General features: G+C 70.5%; 13 protein-coding genes and 1 pseudogene. 4 read left to right on the top strand and 10 right to left on the bottom strand.

Going from position 1 to position 15,175, the window contains the following annotated elements:
* The first annotated feature begins 170 nt into the window (after window positions 1-170).
* Window positions 171-2,423 (top strand): LLM class flavin-dependent oxidoreductase, encoded by a 2,253-nt coding sequence (locus tag ACWEFL_RS31580; RefSeq protein WP_451719238.1) that lies wholly within the window; start codon window positions 171-173, stop codon window positions 2,421-2,423.
* 116 nt (window positions 2,424-2,539) lie between these two features.
* On the opposite strand, the gene ACWEFL_RS31575 is transcribed toward ACWEFL_RS31580, so the two are convergent.
* Both ACWEFL_RS31575 and ACWEFL_RS31570 read right to left on the bottom strand, forming a co-directional pair.
* Window positions 2,540-2,959: a RidA family protein gene (locus tag ACWEFL_RS31575; protein ID WP_451719235.1), complete on the bottom strand. Its 420-nt coding sequence runs from the start codon at window positions 2,957-2,959 to the stop codon at window positions 2,540-2,542.
* A 14-nt stretch (window positions 2,960-2,973) separates the two neighbouring features.
* Window positions 2,974-3,432 carry a hypothetical protein gene (locus ACWEFL_RS31570; protein ID WP_451719232.1) on the bottom strand — a complete coding sequence of 153 codons (459 nt, stop codon included), beginning with the start codon at window positions 3,430-3,432 and terminating at the stop codon, window positions 2,974-2,976.
* Window positions 3,433-3,485: 53 nt separating this feature from the next.
* Between ACWEFL_RS31570 and ACWEFL_RS31565 the strand changes: the two are divergent.
* Both ACWEFL_RS31565 and ACWEFL_RS31560 read left to right on the top strand, forming a co-directional pair.
* A pseudogene (locus tag ACWEFL_RS31565) lies at window positions 3,486-4,344 on the top strand (FAD-dependent monooxygenase); the annotation flags it as partial.
* A 135-nt stretch (window positions 4,345-4,479) separates the two neighbouring features.
* Window positions 4,480-4,890 (top strand): aromatic-ring hydroxylase C-terminal domain-containing protein, encoded by a 411-nt coding sequence (locus ACWEFL_RS31560; RefSeq protein WP_451719310.1) that lies wholly within the window; start codon window positions 4,480-4,482, stop codon window positions 4,888-4,890.
* Between the two features lie 487 nt (window positions 4,891-5,377).
* Here ACWEFL_RS31560 and ACWEFL_RS31555 read toward each other — a convergent pair whose 3' ends face one another.
* Window positions 5,378-6,253, bottom strand: coding sequence for a hypothetical protein (locus ACWEFL_RS31555; protein ID WP_451719229.1), 876 nt, complete (start codon window positions 6,251-6,253; stop codon window positions 5,378-5,380).
* Window positions 6,254-6,554: 301 nt separating this feature from the next.
* On the opposite strand from ACWEFL_RS31555, the gene ACWEFL_RS31550 reads away from it, so the two are divergent.
* A complete protein-coding gene (locus ACWEFL_RS31550) occupies window positions 6,555-7,478 on the top strand; it encodes a hypothetical protein (protein WP_451719226.1) in 924 nt (307 codons plus the stop codon).
* A gap of 230 nt (window positions 7,479-7,708) precedes the next feature.
* Here ACWEFL_RS31550 and ACWEFL_RS31545 read toward each other — a convergent pair whose 3' ends face one another.
* From ACWEFL_RS31545 to ACWEFL_RS31515, 7 genes are read right to left on the bottom strand one after another with little or no spacing between them, the layout of a single operon-like run.
* Entirely contained in the window at window positions 7,709-8,695 is a 987-nt protein-coding gene (locus ACWEFL_RS31545; RefSeq protein WP_451719224.1) for a LacI family DNA-binding transcriptional regulator, read from the bottom strand.
* 25 nt (window positions 8,696-8,720) lie between these two features.
* Window positions 8,721-10,073: an amidohydrolase family protein gene (locus ACWEFL_RS31540; protein ID WP_451719221.1), complete on the bottom strand. Its 1,353-nt coding sequence runs from the start codon at window positions 10,071-10,073 to the stop codon at window positions 8,721-8,723.
* Window positions 10,074-10,082: 9 nt separating this feature from the next.
* A complete protein-coding gene (locus ACWEFL_RS31535) occupies window positions 10,083-11,231 on the bottom strand; it encodes an NAD(P)/FAD-dependent oxidoreductase (protein WP_451719218.1) in 1,149 nt (382 codons plus the stop codon).
* The gene (locus ACWEFL_RS31530; RefSeq protein ID WP_451719215.1) at window positions 11,228-12,355 is read right to left on the bottom strand and encodes an ABC transporter ATP-binding protein; all 1,128 of its coding nucleotides are present in this window, start codon (window positions 12,353-12,355) and stop codon (window positions 11,228-11,230) included. The genes ACWEFL_RS31535 and ACWEFL_RS31530 overlap by 4 nt, the downstream gene beginning before the upstream one ends.
* Window positions 12,352-13,158 carry an ABC transporter permease gene (locus tag ACWEFL_RS31525; protein ID WP_451719212.1) on the bottom strand — a complete coding sequence of 269 codons (807 nt, stop codon included), beginning with the start codon at window positions 13,156-13,158 and terminating at the stop codon, window positions 12,352-12,354. Before ACWEFL_RS31525 ends, ACWEFL_RS31530 begins: the two co-directional genes overlap by 4 nt.
* Before the next feature lie 2 nt (window positions 13,159-13,160).
* Complete coding sequence (locus tag ACWEFL_RS31520; RefSeq protein WP_451719209.1) at window positions 13,161-14,045, bottom strand: ABC transporter permease; 885 nt, start codon at window positions 14,043-14,045, stop codon at window positions 13,161-13,163.
* Window positions 14,042-15,088 carry an extracellular solute-binding protein gene (locus ACWEFL_RS31515; protein ID WP_451719206.1) on the bottom strand — a complete coding sequence of 349 codons (1,047 nt, stop codon included), beginning with the start codon at window positions 15,086-15,088 and terminating at the stop codon, window positions 14,042-14,044. Before ACWEFL_RS31515 ends, ACWEFL_RS31520 begins: the two co-directional genes overlap by 4 nt.
* Window positions 15,089-15,175: the final 87 nt, after the last annotated feature.

The raw sequence follows: 15,175 nt of genomic DNA, 5'->3' as shown, positions 1-15,175 counted from the left end.
GGGCGACCGGGCGGGGAAGCGCCGGCCACTCCCCCGGTCCATGGCGCACGGCCCGGTGCGGGTGCCTCGCGGTACCCGCACCGGGCCGGACGGGCATAGGCCGAGGCGTCAGCTCGTTTACCATTCAACTATATTGGGTGGACGCGCAGCGACCTTCAAGGGGAGAGATCATGGCCGACTACGGGCACCAGCTGGAATTCGGCTCGTTCATCACTCCCGGCAACCACGACCCACAGGGCGTGGTGGATCTCGCCGTGCTCTCCGAGGAGGCCGGTCTCGACCTCGTCACCTTCCAGGACCACCCCTACAACCCCGGTCTGCTCGACACCTGGACCCTGATGAGCTGGGTCGGCGCGCACACCCGGCGCATCCGGCTCGCGAGCAATGTCACCGGCGTACCGCTGCGCAACCCGGCCGTCCTCGCCCGCACCGTCACCAGCCTCGATCTGCTCTCCGGCGGGCGGGTGAGCCTCGGACTGGGCGCCGGCGCGTTCTGGGACGCCATCAGCGCCATGGGCGTGCCCGCCCTGACGCCCGGCGAGCGCATCACGGCGCTCGGCGAGGCGATCGACATCATCCGCGGCATCTGGGACGCGGACGAGCGTAAACCGCTGCGCGTCCAGGGCCGGTTCCACTCGGTGGACGGGGTCAAGCGCGGTCCCGCCCCGGCCCATGGCATCCCGATCTGGCTGGGCGCCTACAAGCCGCGCATCCTCCGCATGGTCGGGGCCAAGGCCGACGGCTGGCTGCCGAGCCTGAGCTACCTCGGCTCGCCGACGGTGCCCGAGAGCAACGCCCTCATCGACGAGGAGGCCGTGCGCACCGGCCGCGACCCCCGCGAGATCCGGCGGCTGCTCAACATCACGGGCGGCTTCGGCCCCTCCACGGGGCAGCTCCAGGGCCCGCCGGAGCAGTGGGTGGAGGAACTGTTGCCGTTCGTCCTGGACGACGGTTTCAGCACCTTCATCCTCGGCTCCGACGACCCCCGCGTCCTCTCCGTGTTCGGCCAGGAGGTCGCGCCCGCCCTGCGGGAGGCGGTCGCCGCCGAACGCGGGGCCGCCGGTACCGCCACCGGGGGCCGGGTCCGTCCGGCCGCCGCGCTGGCGGCGCGCCGTGAGGGCATCGACTACGAGGCGGTGCCGGAGTCCCTCGCCGAGGGGGCCGTCGAGCCCGGGGACCGTCTCTACGGCTCCGTGCGCTCCACCTACCTGTGGCCCGGGTCACCGGGCCTCGTCCTGCGTCCCACCGACTCCGGCCAGGTCGCCGAGGCGATCCGCTACGCCCGGGCGCAGTCCGTCCCGCTCTCCGTGCGCAGCGGCGGGCACGGCATCAGCTCGCGTTCCACCAACGACGGCGGGATCGTCGTCGGTCTGGGCGGGCTCGACCAGGTCACGCTCCTGGACCGGGAGCGCCGTCTGGTGCGGGTCGGGGCGGGCGCGCGCTGGGGAGAGGTCGCGGCGAAACTCGCCCCGCACGGTCTGGCCATCAGCTCCGGGGACTCCGGGGGCGTGGGGGTCGGCGGTCTCGCGACCGCCGGCGGCATCGGTTTCCTCGCGCGGTCCTACGGGCTCACCATCGATCATGTGCGGGCCGTCGAGATCGTTCTCGCCGACGGCCGGACGGTGGTCGCGGACGCCGAGCACGAGCCCGATCTGTTCTGGGCCGTGCGGGGCGCCGGCGCCAACATGGGCGTCGTCACCTCGCTCGACATCGAGGCCGCGGAGGTCGGCGACGTGGTCCTCGCCGTCTTCGCCCACGACGCCTCCGACCCGGCGGCCTTCCTCGGCTCCTGGGGCAAGCTGGTCGAGGCGAGTCCCCGCGAGCTGACCCCGTTCCTCACCGTCGTACGCCAAGGGGGACGCATGATCGGCCAGACGTACGCGATGTGGGCCGACGACGACACGGACGCCGCGGTCGCCGCGCTGGAGCCCTTCCTCGGCATCGCGCCCGTGCTCCAGCAGCAGGCGCAGCTGGTGCCGTACGCGGGCGTGGTGACCTCGGGCCGCAACGCGCACCGGGGCGAGGGCGGGTACCGGATGCGCTCGGCCCTGGTCGAGCACCTGGACGAGCGGGTCACCGCCACCGTGGCGGGGATGTTCGAGAAGGGCGACACCGGCTACTTCCAGATCCGCTCGGTCGGCGGCGCCGTCAACGACACGCCCGCCGACGCCACCGCCTACGCCCACCGCAACCAGAACTTCGCGCTCTCCGCGATGCTGCGCGGCGCGCCCGGCGGGTCCGGTGACGCCGCGTGGGACGCGCTGGGCGCGACCGGTCTGTACCTGAGCTTCGAGACCCATGACCACGCCGGTGCGCTGGCCCGGGTCTACCCGCCGGACACGCTCCGGCGCCTGCGCGAGGTCAAGGCCGTCTACGACCCGGAGAACGTCTTCGGCGCCAACTTCCCGGTCCTTCCGTCCTGAGCCGCCCCCGGAGCAGGTCCGGTCCGGGAGGCGCCGGCTTCCTCGGACGGCGGGGCGCCCGTGCTCGGCGGCGGGTCCGCCGGGCATCGGAAGCCCGGAGCGCGGGCCCGCCGGAGTCACCCGGCCAAGGTCGCGGGCTCCGGCGCGGGCACCGCGGCCACCACCGTCACCTCGACCAGATAGCCGTCGAAGCCGAGTGCGGGCACGGGGATCAACGTACTGGCGGGCGGGGTGTTCCCGGCCCGGAGAGCGCCGAGGATGCCCGGTGCGAGCGCGGGTTCGTAGTCGACCACATAGACGGTCTCCGACACGACATCGGCACGGGTCGCCCCCACCGAGGCCAGACAGGCGTCGAGGTTCCGGGCGATCTGCCGGGCCTGGGCCAGATGGTCGCCGGGGCCGACCAGTTGTCCCCGGGCGTCCCACGCGATCTGTCCCGACAGATGCACCAGGCTTCCGCCTGCGACGGACACCACCTGGGTGATCAGTTCGGGAAGGGCGAAGACGCCCTCGGGGTTGGTTCGTGTCACCGTCATGACGGCCTCGCTTCTCACGGCATTTCGACGGGGTCGGCGGATCCGCCGACCGGGCGCGGTCGGGAGGCCGCGATCGACAGCAGTTCGGCGGCCAGTTTCTTCGGGTGGGTCAGCAGCGGGGCGTGACCGCACTCGGGCCAGTCGAGCACCCGGAATCCGCGCTCGGCGCAGCGTCGCGCGGTGTCGCCGAAGAACGGCTGACCGGAGCAGTGGATGTAGGTGACCTCAAGATTCGCGAGGGCCTGCTCACTGCCGGGTTCGAGCTTCTCCTCGTGCGTCCTGCGGGCGATCGGCGTCGTCTTCCCGTCGGCCCAGGCCACGTCGGCCGGGTCGTTCACCCCGAGGGCCCCGTACGACATGGGGGCGACCTGCCATTCCGGCTTCCCCTGCCCGGGGAGGAACGCGTCCCGCAGCCACGGCAGCAGGTCGAAGGCGCTCTCGCCGGTCAGGGGGGCGAAGGCGTCGACGTACACCAGGTGCCGGACCCGTAGGACTGTGGCTCGCCGCCGAACTCGGTCTGGCCGGCGTGTCGGTGACGGTGTTCGAGCCCCGCTCGCAGCCCGATCCGAAGTCGAAGGCGCTCACGATCCACCCCCGCACCATCGAGATCCTCGCCAGTCGCGGGGTCGAGGAGCCTTTCCTCTCCGAAGCCGTGAGGATTCCAACGGGCCACTTCGGCGTGCTGGATCACCGCCTCGACTTCAACCGACTGGATACGCCCTTCCCTTTCACCCTCTCGCTGGTCCAGGCCAGGACCGAATCCCTCCTGCAAGCCGTGGCGCTTGACCGTGGGGCGTCGATCCGCCGGGGACACCGGGTCACCGATGTCACCGAGCAGGAAGACGGAGTCACCGTCGGGGTGGAAGGGCCCGGCGGCCCGTACACCACTCGCGCACAGTACGTCGTGGGCTGCGACGGTGTGCGCAGCACCGTCCGAGCCGCCGCGGAGATTCCTTACGACGGCCGGGAGCACACTGTGCTGGGTTTCCTCGGAGACGTGGTCCTCGACTCCCCGCCCGAGGAGAAAGTGGTGGCGAAGTCCACCCCGGACGGCCTGCTCATGGTCGTTCCGCTGCCGGGCGGGGTGCACCGAATCGTGGGCGTCATTCCCGAGGACATCCGCACGGATACGCCTCGAGCAACTACGCGCCAACACCCTGTCGGCCGCGGACACCGACTTCGGCATGCACTCCCCCACCTGGCTTTCCCGCTTCAGCAACAGAACCGGTCTCGCCAGGTGGTACCGCAAGGGCAGGGTCTTCGTCGCCGGTGACGCGGCGCACCAGCACTTCCCCGCCGGAGGGGTCGGCATGAATGTCGGCATCCAGGACGCCACGAACCTCGGCTGGAAACTCGCGGCCGCACTCGACGGCTGGGCACCCGACGGGCTGCTGGACAGCTACCACCATGAGCGTCGCCCTGTCGGAGCGGACCTCCTGGAACACACGGAGGCCCAGACCGCACTCCTCACGGCGTTCTCGCCGCAGGGACAGGCCCTGCGCTCGCTGCTCTCGAAACTGATGTCGGAGCAGCCGGGGCTCGAACTCACTTTGGCACAACGGCTGTCGGGGCTGCACGTGCACTACCCCCCTTCCGCGGCAGGTGCGCATTTGCTCGTCGGGCACCGGGCCCCCGACCTGGCGTTCACGGACGGCGCAGCCGGCCTTTTCGGGTTGCTCGGGCCCGGTCGATACGTTCTCACCGACCTGCGCGACGCCCAGGGGCCCGCTCTGGTCGAGGACAGGCCATGGCTCGTGACGCGTCATCACTGCGCACGGGCCGGCGACCGCCCGCACTGGGCCGCGGTGACAGCGGCTCTGATCCGGCCCGACGGGTATGTGGCGTGGGCGAGTGAGGAGCGGGATTCACGGAAGCTGGCCGACCAGGCCCGTACCGCCGTCGACGCTACGCGCCTCCAGAGCGCCTGGTAGAGAGGCCGACCCGGGCGAAGCGGCGGCCACCGCTCTCGAGGCCCGCGGATGTTCACGAGAGATCTGATTCCGGCTCACTTTCCGTGGATCACCACGCCTTCCGTGGATCACCACGCCGAGTGACCTTCGTCGGGCGGCCCTCCGTTGGTGTGCCCAGTGACGGCAGACGGGTCGTCATCCGTTGACGCGTCGGCCGCCTACGCCGGCCTGGCCCCATGACCAGGAGATCCGGTCAAGGGTCCGGGGTGAGAGTCCGTTCCGCAGAGGCGACAATCGCCTCAGACGGGCCGCTCCCGGCCGCGTGCGCCGGTCCTGGGTGCCGCCGGCCCAGATCTCGCCCCAGGCGTAGCGGGTGCCGAGCGCTTGGAGAAGGCCGGTGTCGCCGCCTCGACCGATCGGCCTCTTCCAGACCGAGGTGATCAAGCGGCAGCGGCCCTGGTCACCATCGCCATCTGAGATCTCCGCCGAACCCGCCCGGAACGGTTCCTCACGCGCGCAGAGAATCACCGAGGGGCGGCAGATCGTCATAGAGGCGCAGTTCGGCGGAGTCGTCCAGATAGGGCAGGAAGTCCGTCTGGGAGAGAACCCACTCCTCCCGGCCGAAGATCGCGGTGCCCTCTTCGCGCAGCGACCGGTCCGCGCCGGCCCGGGTCACCCATGTCCGGGGGTCGGGCCCCAGCAACTCCCGCAGCCGGGAGGAGGCGGAGAGCAGGTCCGCCAGCAGTTCGGCCTGGTCGCCACCGCCGGGCCGGGGGCCTCCGTCCGGGCCCGCCAGTACTCCGTGGGCGCTGAAGTAGATGTACGCGCCTGAGAGCCGCTCCCCCGAGGGCATCGTCATGGGGAACTCGCCGCCCGGCAGGATGGCGCGCCGGTAGTCGGGGAACTCGGTGTCGTCCACTGCCTTGAGCTGGGTCGAATCCAGCCAGGTGACGACGAGTACCGTCTCCGCCTCTCGGTCGACATAGGGGGTGCCCGCGACATAGCCGGCCGGGCTGATGTGTCCCGAGCATCCGACACCGATGCCCCGTACCCGTACGGGCACCATCGGTACGGCCGCCGGGATGCCGAGCCGTGTCAGCTTGTGGCTCACCTGCCCCGGGGAGGCGTTGGAACCCACCGAGATCACCGGGTGCCGGCGGCCGGTCGGCGCCTGGCCCAGCTGGCTGAGGACGTCGTCCAGGCTCTGGCCCGGTGTCTGTTCCATGACGGGCCACTCGCCCAGCCTGCTCCGGCGGACCTGAAGCGGGAGTAGTTCATCCCCGGTGAGCAGCGACGGCTCGGTGGCGGGGCGGCCCGGGTAGGTCAACGGCTCCTTGGCCGGTACTCCGTCCAGACCCAGCACTGCGAGGCTTCGATTCGTCACAGGAGACGCCCTCCACGGTGGTGCTTCACGGTGTGTCGTTCGAGTACGGGCGGAACTCGCATTCAAGCTCTACCCGCGCCGAGCGTACGGGACGCGCCGCCCGGCTCGGATTGGCGGGATGCGGGGCCGGGCATGAAGTCCTCTCAACGAGTCGACACGGTCTGATCGACAGGGGAGTTGGGTCGCTTTGGGGGTGTGGTCGGGGTGGCGGAGGTCTCATCCCAGATATCGGACATCGGTTCGCTGGTGGATCGCCGGGCACTCGGTCCACGCCCTCATGCTGATGGCACTCGGAGGGCTGATGACGCTCGCTGTCGCCATCGCCGCCGTGTGGACCCTCACCGAGAAGTCGTCGAAGGGCGTGAAGGACCGGTTCAGTGACGGTGACGCGCTGCTGAATCTCTCGCTGGAAGCCCTGCGGGCCTGCGTGGGGACGGACAACCTCAATCCCGGCGAGGGCAGCGTGATGCAGCAGTCGCTGGCCACCGTCGCCTCCCTGACCGGCGCGCTGGTGCCCGCCGTACTGCTCGGCATCGTACTGATCAAGCTGTTCGCGCTACGGGCGTTCATCTGGCGGCGGCGCGTGAGCGTGTCGCACGCGTGGGCCGCGGACTTCCCCGGCTACGCACGTCTCCACGCCACCAGCGACCACGCCATCCTCGCCGTCCGGTTCTACAACCGCTTCGATAATCTCTCCGTCGTCGATCTCCGCGCCAGGGCCCATCTGCGCTTTCTGGAGCCGTCCCCGAACGACGGAAGTCTGGTGATCTACAAGAAGTGGCTGAAGGTCCTCGATGAGAAGGGCGAGCCCGCCGACGAGCGCTCGTGGCTCGCGGTGGAGCGCGGTGCGCCCTTCACCGTCTGGATTCCCGTGGAGGCGCCCGTCCCTCGGTTACCCGTCCAGAAGATCCAGGGGAAGGACCTCTCCGCGTCGCGTGGTGCGAAGCTCCTGGTCAGACTTACCGCACGGACCATCGGAATGGGGACCGAGGTCGTCGACGAGCGATGGTTCGACCTGGACGCGGACGATTTCGAGATCGGCCGGTTCATACCGGTGGAGGCGGACCTGATGAAAGACGTCTGGGGCTGGCGGGGCTGGCAGGGCTTCGACGAACTGCTGCCCGACGAGGGCGTACCCCCCGCGCCGGAGCCCTCGGGCCCCATCGTGCCGCCCGCCCGCGGGTCCGGTGTTCCGGGAGAGCCGCCTGTGGGCCCTGCCTCCTAGACTTTCTGATCACGAGCGTCATGGGCCTGGAGCAGGCGGGGTCCTCCGCCGCGCGCCGCCGCGCCGGTGGGGAGTCGGGCCCTCGCCGGTTGGCTGTCCTCGTCCGCCCGATGCGGGCGGATGAGGTCATGACCGCCGCGGGCACGGAATTCACCGGTCGGGGCCGGCCACCCATGCGAGCGGGTGGCCGGCTCGGACGGCTCCGCCGCTGAGCGGATTTCCGCTCCTGCTCACCCCTTCTCGCCACAGGACGTGCGGGCGACGAGCCGCGGCTCGAATCGCTGCTGCACCGGCCGGTCGGGGCTCTCGACGATCAGCTCGGCCGCGCGCTTCCCCATCCGGTACGACGGTTGCGCGACCACGGTGATACCGAGGGCCGGGCCCCAGGAGAAGTCGTCCATCGTCAGGAACCCGATGTCGTCCGGGATCGAGAGCCCGCGGGCGGACAACGCGGTGTGGACGGCGACCGTGCGCAGTCCGGTGAGGCAGACGATCGCGTCCAGCGGAACGCGGCGAGCCAGCAGGGCGTCCACGGCCTCACCGGTGTCCTCGTTGACGGCCACCGTCGCGACGGCGTCCTCGGGCAGCGGCAGACCCGCCTCGGCGAGCCCCTGCCGCAGTCCCTCGGTCCGTCCTAGCTGGGACGGCCGTGTCCCGGAGGTGACCACCCCGATCGACCGCCGCCCGCACGCGACCAGATGCCCGGCCATCATCCGGCCGGCCGCGACGTTGTCCAGGCTGACCGAGTGCAGTCCGGGCGGCGGATCCGGCACCGAGCGCGCGACGACGACACACGGGGTTCCCCCCGTGGCCATCCTGCGCGTCCGGTCGTCGGTGGACTCGCTGGCGGTGACGATCAGGCCGCGTACCCGCTGCTCGTCCATGGCCTGGACCTGTGCGAGTTCGCGGTCGGGACGCAGGAAGGTGTTGGCGAACAGGACGAGGCTGCCGTTGGCGGCGGCGACCTCGTCGATCCCGCGCATCAGGTCGAGATAGAACGGGCTGCTGAGATCACCCATGACCACCCCGACCGTGCTGGAACGCCCGGCGAAGACGCCCTTGGTGAGCGCGTTCGGCGAATAGTCGAGCCGGGTGACCGCGTCCCACACCCTGGTCGCGGTCGCCTCTTTCACCGCGCCACCGTTGAGCACCCGTGAGACGGTCGCCACCGATACCCCTGCCGCGGTCGCGACGTCGCCGATGGTTGTTCGCTTCACCGTCCGTCCCTTCCCTCCGCTGCGGTCAGGCGGTGACACGCCGGCCCTCACGGACAACGATCTCACCGCCGATGATGACAGTGCGCACCCGCGGCAGCTCCGCCGGGTCGGTCAGGACGAGGTCGGCGATCGCGCCCGGAGTGACGCGGCCCCGCCGGGGTGCCACCCCGGGGACGGCGTCCGCGACGTTGGCGGTGGCCATGGCGACCGCCGCCGGAAGACGCACCACGCCGGCCTTGGTGGCGCGGTCGATCGCGAGCAGGATCGGGTCGTGGTGACCGCCCGCGTAGTCCGTCGAGATGGTGTCGACGAGCCCGGCCTCGAACATGGCGTAGAGCAGTTCCGGGCCGGTGGTGAGCCGTCGTGCGCCGAAGGTGTCGAGGGTGGAGACGTCCACGATCGCCCCCAGTTCCTTGAGCCGTTCGGCATGTTCCAGGGCCTCGCGCAGCTCGAAGCTCGAATGGTTGGAGTGCCCGGCGATGAGCCGCACGCCGGTCCTGGCGATCGCGGCGACCTGTGTCATCGACGCCGCCGCGTTGTGCACCAGCACCGGCACACCGGCCCGCTGGGCGTACTCCGCCGCTTCGGAGAGCCCCCGCAGGGCGATGTCGAAGGCGGGCAGGACGATGTCCGAGACGATGTCGCGGATCTCCTCGACCGACAGCTTGCCGGCCAGCCCCGCCGCCACCAGCGCCTCTTCCGCCGTGTCCCGGTCGAACGACGGGGCCGAGATGTGCCGGCCCAGCACGGAGACCTTCAGCGCGTCCGCCTGCCGGGGCGTGATCGTCACCCCGGTGCGCCTGGTCACCTCGGCCGGGATGTACATATAGCTGGCCCCACCGCCGCCCAGGGTGTGCCCGGCGCCGATCTCACCGAGGGCGACGGCGCCCGCGTCGACCGCCCGGCGCGCGGTGAACGCGCGGTTCTCGTCGGTGAGCCCTCCCCCGTCGGCGATGGTCGCCGCCCGCAGGCAGGCCGGGGTGTTGCAGGAGGCCAGTCTGACGGTGACCGGGTGGTCCTCGTCGGTCCTCGCGGCCGCGTCGGCGGTGACGAAGCCGTCGACGCAGAGCACGGTGGTCGTCCCCTCCAGCAGATGCCGGTCGAGGTTGGCCCGCACCTGCTCGGGCGGGAGTCCTTCGTGACCGCTGGGGAAGAGCGGTCCGTACGCGGTGCCGTGGGTGTGGTTGTTGATCAGGCCCGGTAGGGCGAAGCCGCCCGCGGCGTCGACGATCTCGTCCACGGTGCCGTACGTTTCCGTGGGCCTGGTGGGCACGATCTCGCGGATCGCCGCGCCCTCGATCACGATGTCGACCCCGTTCCGGGGGTCGCTGCCGGTGCCGTCGACGAGATCGCAGCCGTGCAGGACAGTCGTACGCACGATGTCTCCTCAGAATCGCTCGAAGCGGAACGCGGCCAGCTCTTCGGCGCGGTCCTCGCCCAGTACCTCGGCCGCGACGAGAGCGCCGGCGTGGAGGCTCAGCGTGGCGCCGCTGTGGGAGACGGCGAAGTGGAAGTTGGGCAGTGCGGGCGCCCGGCCGAGGACCGGCAGGCCGTCACCGGGAATCGGCCGCTCGCCCACCCGTACGCTCTCCACGCTCGCCGCGCGCAGTCCGGGGTAGAGCGTGCGTCCGGCTTCCATCAGCCGATCGACCGCGGCCTGCTCCACGATGGTCTCTCCGGTGTCGGAGACCTGTGCCGCACTGTCGATGTCATGCGTGTGCAGAAGCAGCCGTCCGGCGCCGTCCGGCCGCAGATGGACCCGCGGGGCGTGGACGACGCGGGAGGTGGAGACCGCGACCGGTGAGGTGTAGACGAGGACACCGCGGGTGTTGCGCATGGGCAGGTCCAGCCCGGCGAGGCCGGCGATGTGGTCGGCTCGCGGGCCGGCGCAGTCGACCACCGCGTCGGCGGGCAACTGCCGCCCCGAGGCGAGCCGGACGGAACGCACCAGGCCGCCGGAGACGTCGATGGCCGTGACCGCGTCGTGCCAGATCCGCTCCGCCTCCGCGGTGGACAGCAGATGGGCGATCAGCCGGGTCGGCTCGATCCAGCCTTCGGCCGGGAAGTAGGCGATCTCGTCGGCGGGCAGTTCGGCGGGGTTCATATCGGGCTCCAGGCGCAGCGCCTCGGCGCGCGTGAGCCATCGTGCCTCGTATCCGTACTCCGACACTGTGGCGACCTTGCGGCGCAAGCGCTCACACGCGTCGTCGTCACCGCCCCATTCGAGGTTGCCTCCCTCGTGGTACCAGTCGCTGCCGGGGACGTCGTGGGCGAGTTTTCGGTGCATCTCCATCGAGGCGACGCTGAGGTCGTGGTACGGCCGGGGCTGCTTGCCGCAGGAGTTGGTCCACGAGAAGGTCGCTCCCGATGTGCCGCCCGCCGGGGCGCTCGCGTCGACGACCGTGACGTGGGCGCCGCGCCGTGCCAGTTCGGCGCTCACCGCGGCGCCGTAGACTCCGGCGCCGATGACGACGACTCGCTCAGCCATGTGATTCCTCTCCTCTGGTTCTGTGGTTCTGTGGGTGCGGTTGTTCACTGGTCCGCGGGCAGCGCGTGTGCGGCACCCGGGGGTACGGACACGGCGATCTCGTCGCCGGGTGCGGGGAGACCGGCCGCGCCGGGATCGGGTACGGCGACGCGGAGCCGGACGGAGCCGGTGATCTCCAGGACGACGGTGGCGAGACTGCCCTCGTTGACGATCTCGGCCACCCGGCCGGTGAGCGGCGTCGCGGCGTCGACGGCGCCCAGACGGAGTGCTTCGGGTCTGAGTAGGACCTGGACCGCCTCCCCCTCCGTCACGGTTCCGGCGTGCCGTGCGCGCAGTACGTCCGACGTGGCCAGCCGAACGGTGCACAGGCCGGGTCCGGATTCCGTGCACACACCGGGGACGAGGTTGGACTGACCGATGAATCCGGCCACGAACGCGTTCGCCGGTTCCCGGTAGATGGTGTCGGGCGTGTCGAGCTGTTCGATCCGGCCGTCCCGCATCACCGCGATCCGGTCGCTCATCACCAGCGCTTCGGTCTGATCATGGGTCACGAAGATCGAGGTGGTGCCCAGTTCGCGCTGAAGGTGCTTGATCTCCAGGCGGAGCTGTTCGCGCAGTTTGAGGTCCAGATTGGACAGCGGCTCGTCGAACAGGAGCACCTTCGGCTGCACCACGATGGCCCTGGCCAGGGCGACGCGCTGCTGCTGCCCGCCGGAGAGCCTGCCGGGCATGCGGTCCTCGTATCCGGCGAGGCCGACGCGTTCGAGCGCGCCCGCCACGCGGAGCCGGATCTCGTCCTTCGGGCGTTTGCGCATCCGCAGTCCGTAGCCGACGTTCTGGCCGACGGTCAGATGCGGGAACAGCGCGTACTGCTGGAAGACCATCGCGGTGTCGCGCCGGTCCGGCGGCAACCGGTGGACGTCCTGGCCGTCGAGCAGGATCCGTCCGGCGTCCGGTGTCAGAAAGCCGGCGACCATGTTCAGCGTCGTGGTCTTCCCGCAGCCCGAGGGGCCGAGCAGGGTCAGGAACTCTCCGGGGCGCACGTCGAGATCGAGGTCGTCCACGGCGACAGCGGACCCGAACTGCTTGCGGATCGCGCGGAGGGTCACGGCGTAGCCGCCGGTACCGGGTCGTGTGGCGGGCTCCTCGGTGGCGTCTGCTCGTACGGTCACTTGGTACCTCCGTGGATGAACTCGGTCAGGCGGACGAACCGGGACGCCGCGCCCGCGATGACGCAGATGCCGACGACGCTGGTCACGGCGACACAGGCCAGGGTCGGCGAGTACTGGAACTCCATGTACTGGAGTAGCCGGATGGGCAGGGTGGTCGCGTCCCGCGAGGTGAGGAAGAGCGAGAGTTCGACGTTGTTGAACGACACGATGAAGGCGAAGAGCGCGCCCGCGAACATCCCCGACCGCATCAGCGGCAGCGTGACGGTGGTGAACGTGCGCCAGGGCGAGGCGCCGAGATCACGGGCGGCACGCTCCCACAGCGGGTTGATGCCGACCAGGCTGACGCCCACCGTGCGCAGCACGAAGGGGATGCCGATCAGCGCGTGGGTCAGCACCAGCAGGGTGGGGCCGATGAACCCGCGTGCGCCGAGCATGGAGATCAGCTGGACGACGGAGAGGCTGATCACGATCTCCGGCAGCAGCAAGGGGGTGGCGAGGAAGCCCTCCAGCGCGGCGCGGCCCCGGACCGGGCCACGCGCCAGGGCGTACGCCGCTGCCGTGCCCACCACCAGCGCGCACACCGCGGATCCCAGGGCGATCTCGGCGGACAGGGCCATGGGCAGCAGCCATTCGCGGGTCAGCGCGGATTCCCACCACCGCAGCGAGAGGCCGCTCGGCGGGAAGGCGGGGTAGGTGTCCGGCTGGACGGAGGTCCAGACGACGACGACCATCGGCACGGCCACGAAGGCGATCACCAGTGCGAGGAGTACGGCGCGCAGCAGTATCCAGGGTCGGAAACGCATCGTCACATCTCCTTCCGCGACCGGCGGCCGGCCAGCAGCAGGGCGGAGACCGTGAGCGCGCCCACCACCAGGATGACCACCGAGACCGCGGCCGCCTGCCCCCATTCGAGGCTGACCACCATGCGCTCGCGGACCAGGGTCGCGAGTGTCTGCACCCGGCCGCCGCCGAGCACCGCGGCAGCTGCGTAGGCGCCGAGACTGATGGCGAACGTCAGCATGAAGCCGGCGATGAGGCCGGGGCGGATCAGGGGCAGGGTGATCCGGAGGAAGGTGCTGACGGGTCCGGCGCCGAGGTCGCGGGACGCGCGCTCCAGGACGGGATCGACGCTCTGCACGCTCGACATCGCGGTGAACACCGCGAACGGCAGGAGTACATGGACGAGTCCGGCGATCACCGCGAACGTCGATCCGATGAACGCGACCGGCGAGCCGGTCAGCCCGGTCCAGAGCAGCATCTTGTTCACCAGGCCGTCGTCCTGGAGAAGCACGAGCCAGCCGTAGGTGCGGACCACGACACTCGACACCAGGGGCGACACGACGACGAGCAGGACGAGGGTGCGCCACCGCGATCCGGACCGTACGACGAAGTGCGCGACCAGCAGCCCGGCGGCCGAGCAGACCGCGCCCACCACCACGGACATCCAGACGGTGTCCCACAGCACCGACCGGAAGTAGCCGTCCTCGAAGAGGCTGCCGTAGTTCGCGGTGGTGAGCGGGCCGGTCACCTCGGCACCGTCGTAGGTCAGCACGCTGCTGGCGAGCAGGATCGCGGTGGGGACGGCGAAGACCGCCAGTACCCACACCGTCGCGGGCAGACTGAGCCACGGCAGCCGGGACCGCTTGCGCGCGGGTGTGCCGGCGGGCGCGTTCGCCACAGCCGCCGTCATCGCACGGCCTCCGCCCATCGCTGGGCCCAGGCGGTGCGGTTTTGGGTGACCGTCTCCGGATCGGCGATCTTGATCTTCTCGAGCTTCTCCGCCGTGGTGATGTGCTTGGCGGCGAAGTCGGCGGGGAACCGGAGGCCGGTGACCGCGGGTCCGACGTTGTAGGCGAGCGCCCAGCGTCGCTGCACCTCGTCGGAGAGCCAGTAGTCGATGAACTTGTACGCCGCGTCCTTGTTCGTCGCCTTGGCCGGAACACCGAGCGAACCGAGCGACGCGTAGGTGCCCTCGCTCGGCACCGTGTAGTCGTAGTCGGTGGTCTTGGAGTAGATCGCGGCGCGGCCGTCCAGATAGGGGAAGAGGGTCGCCGTGCCCTTCTCCATGTAGGGCACGGCTCCCGCCGACGCCTGCGGGGTGGCGAGGGCGTGCCCGGCCAGCTCCTTGATCCGGTCGAAGCCGGGGTCGGTGTCGTCGATCCCCCCGCCGTCCAGCTCGGCGGCGCTGAGCATCGCGTACACCCCGAGGATGTTGGCGGGGTTGAAGATGAGCGTGCCGGAGCGGTACTTGGGATCCCACATCGCCCGCCAGCTCGTGGGCGGCTTCGGAAAGCGGGAACGGTGGTACATCAGGACGACTTGCTGGACCTCCTGGATCGCGCCGACGCCGTAGGTCTTCTCCAGCAGTTTCCGCGGCACGTGGGCCAGATTCGGCACCTGTTTCGACGTCACCGGGGCGAGCAGTCCGTCCCGGCTGCCCTGGTACAGCTCAAGGCTGGTCATGACGGCGAGGTCGAACCCGGGGTCGCCGTCGGCGGCCCGGATGGCCGCGTACTGTTCCGACGCCGAACCGGCGGCCGTGTACCTGATCTGTATGCCGGTCTTCTCGGTGAACGGCTTGGCGATCTCCTTCTCGAAGATGTCCTGGTACTCCGCGCCGTATCCCTCGATGATCAGCTCGTTGCCCGCGCTTTCGCCCGTACTCGTCGACGCGCAGGCGGCCAGGGTCGCGGTGAGTCCGAGCGCGAGCGCCAGGCAGGCGAATCTCTTCATGGCAGCGTCACCTCCAGATGAATGTAACTAGTTACATCAGCTGGTGACAAACTCAAGCACGCGACTGCGAGACGCGTCAATGGCTTG

This window comes from Streptomyces sp. NPDC004838, assembly GCF_053600955.1.
Note: the sequence above shows the minus strand (reverse complement) of the source record. Positions and strands in the feature narration are given on the sequence as shown.

Excerpts from the sequence above, each read along its gene's own strand:
- ACWEFL_RS31550 (WP_451719226.1), top strand. The coding sequence starts at position 6,555 with ATGACGCTCGCTGTCGCCATCGCCGCCGTGTGGACCCTCACCGAGAAG.
- ACWEFL_RS31515 (WP_451719206.1), bottom strand. The coding sequence starts at position 15,088 with ATGAAGAGATTCGCCTGCCTGGCGCTCGCGCTCGGACTCACCGCGACC.
- ACWEFL_RS31520 (WP_451719209.1), bottom strand. The coding sequence starts at position 14,045 with ATGACGGCGGCTGTGGCGAACGCGCCCGCCGGCACACCCGCGCGCAAG.
- ACWEFL_RS31525 (WP_451719212.1), bottom strand. The coding sequence starts at position 13,158 with ATGCGTTTCCGACCCTGGATACTGCTGCGCGCCGTACTCCTCGCACTG.
- ACWEFL_RS31575 (WP_451719235.1), bottom strand. The coding sequence starts at position 2,959 with ATGACGGTGACACGAACCAACCCCGAGGGCGTCTTCGCCCTTCCCGAA.
- ACWEFL_RS31560 (WP_451719310.1), top strand. The coding sequence starts at position 4,480 with ATGTCGGAGCAGCCGGGGCTCGAACTCACTTTGGCACAACGGCTGTCG.
- ACWEFL_RS31580 (WP_451719238.1), top strand. The coding sequence starts at position 171 with ATGGCCGACTACGGGCACCAGCTGGAATTCGGCTCGTTCATCACTCCC.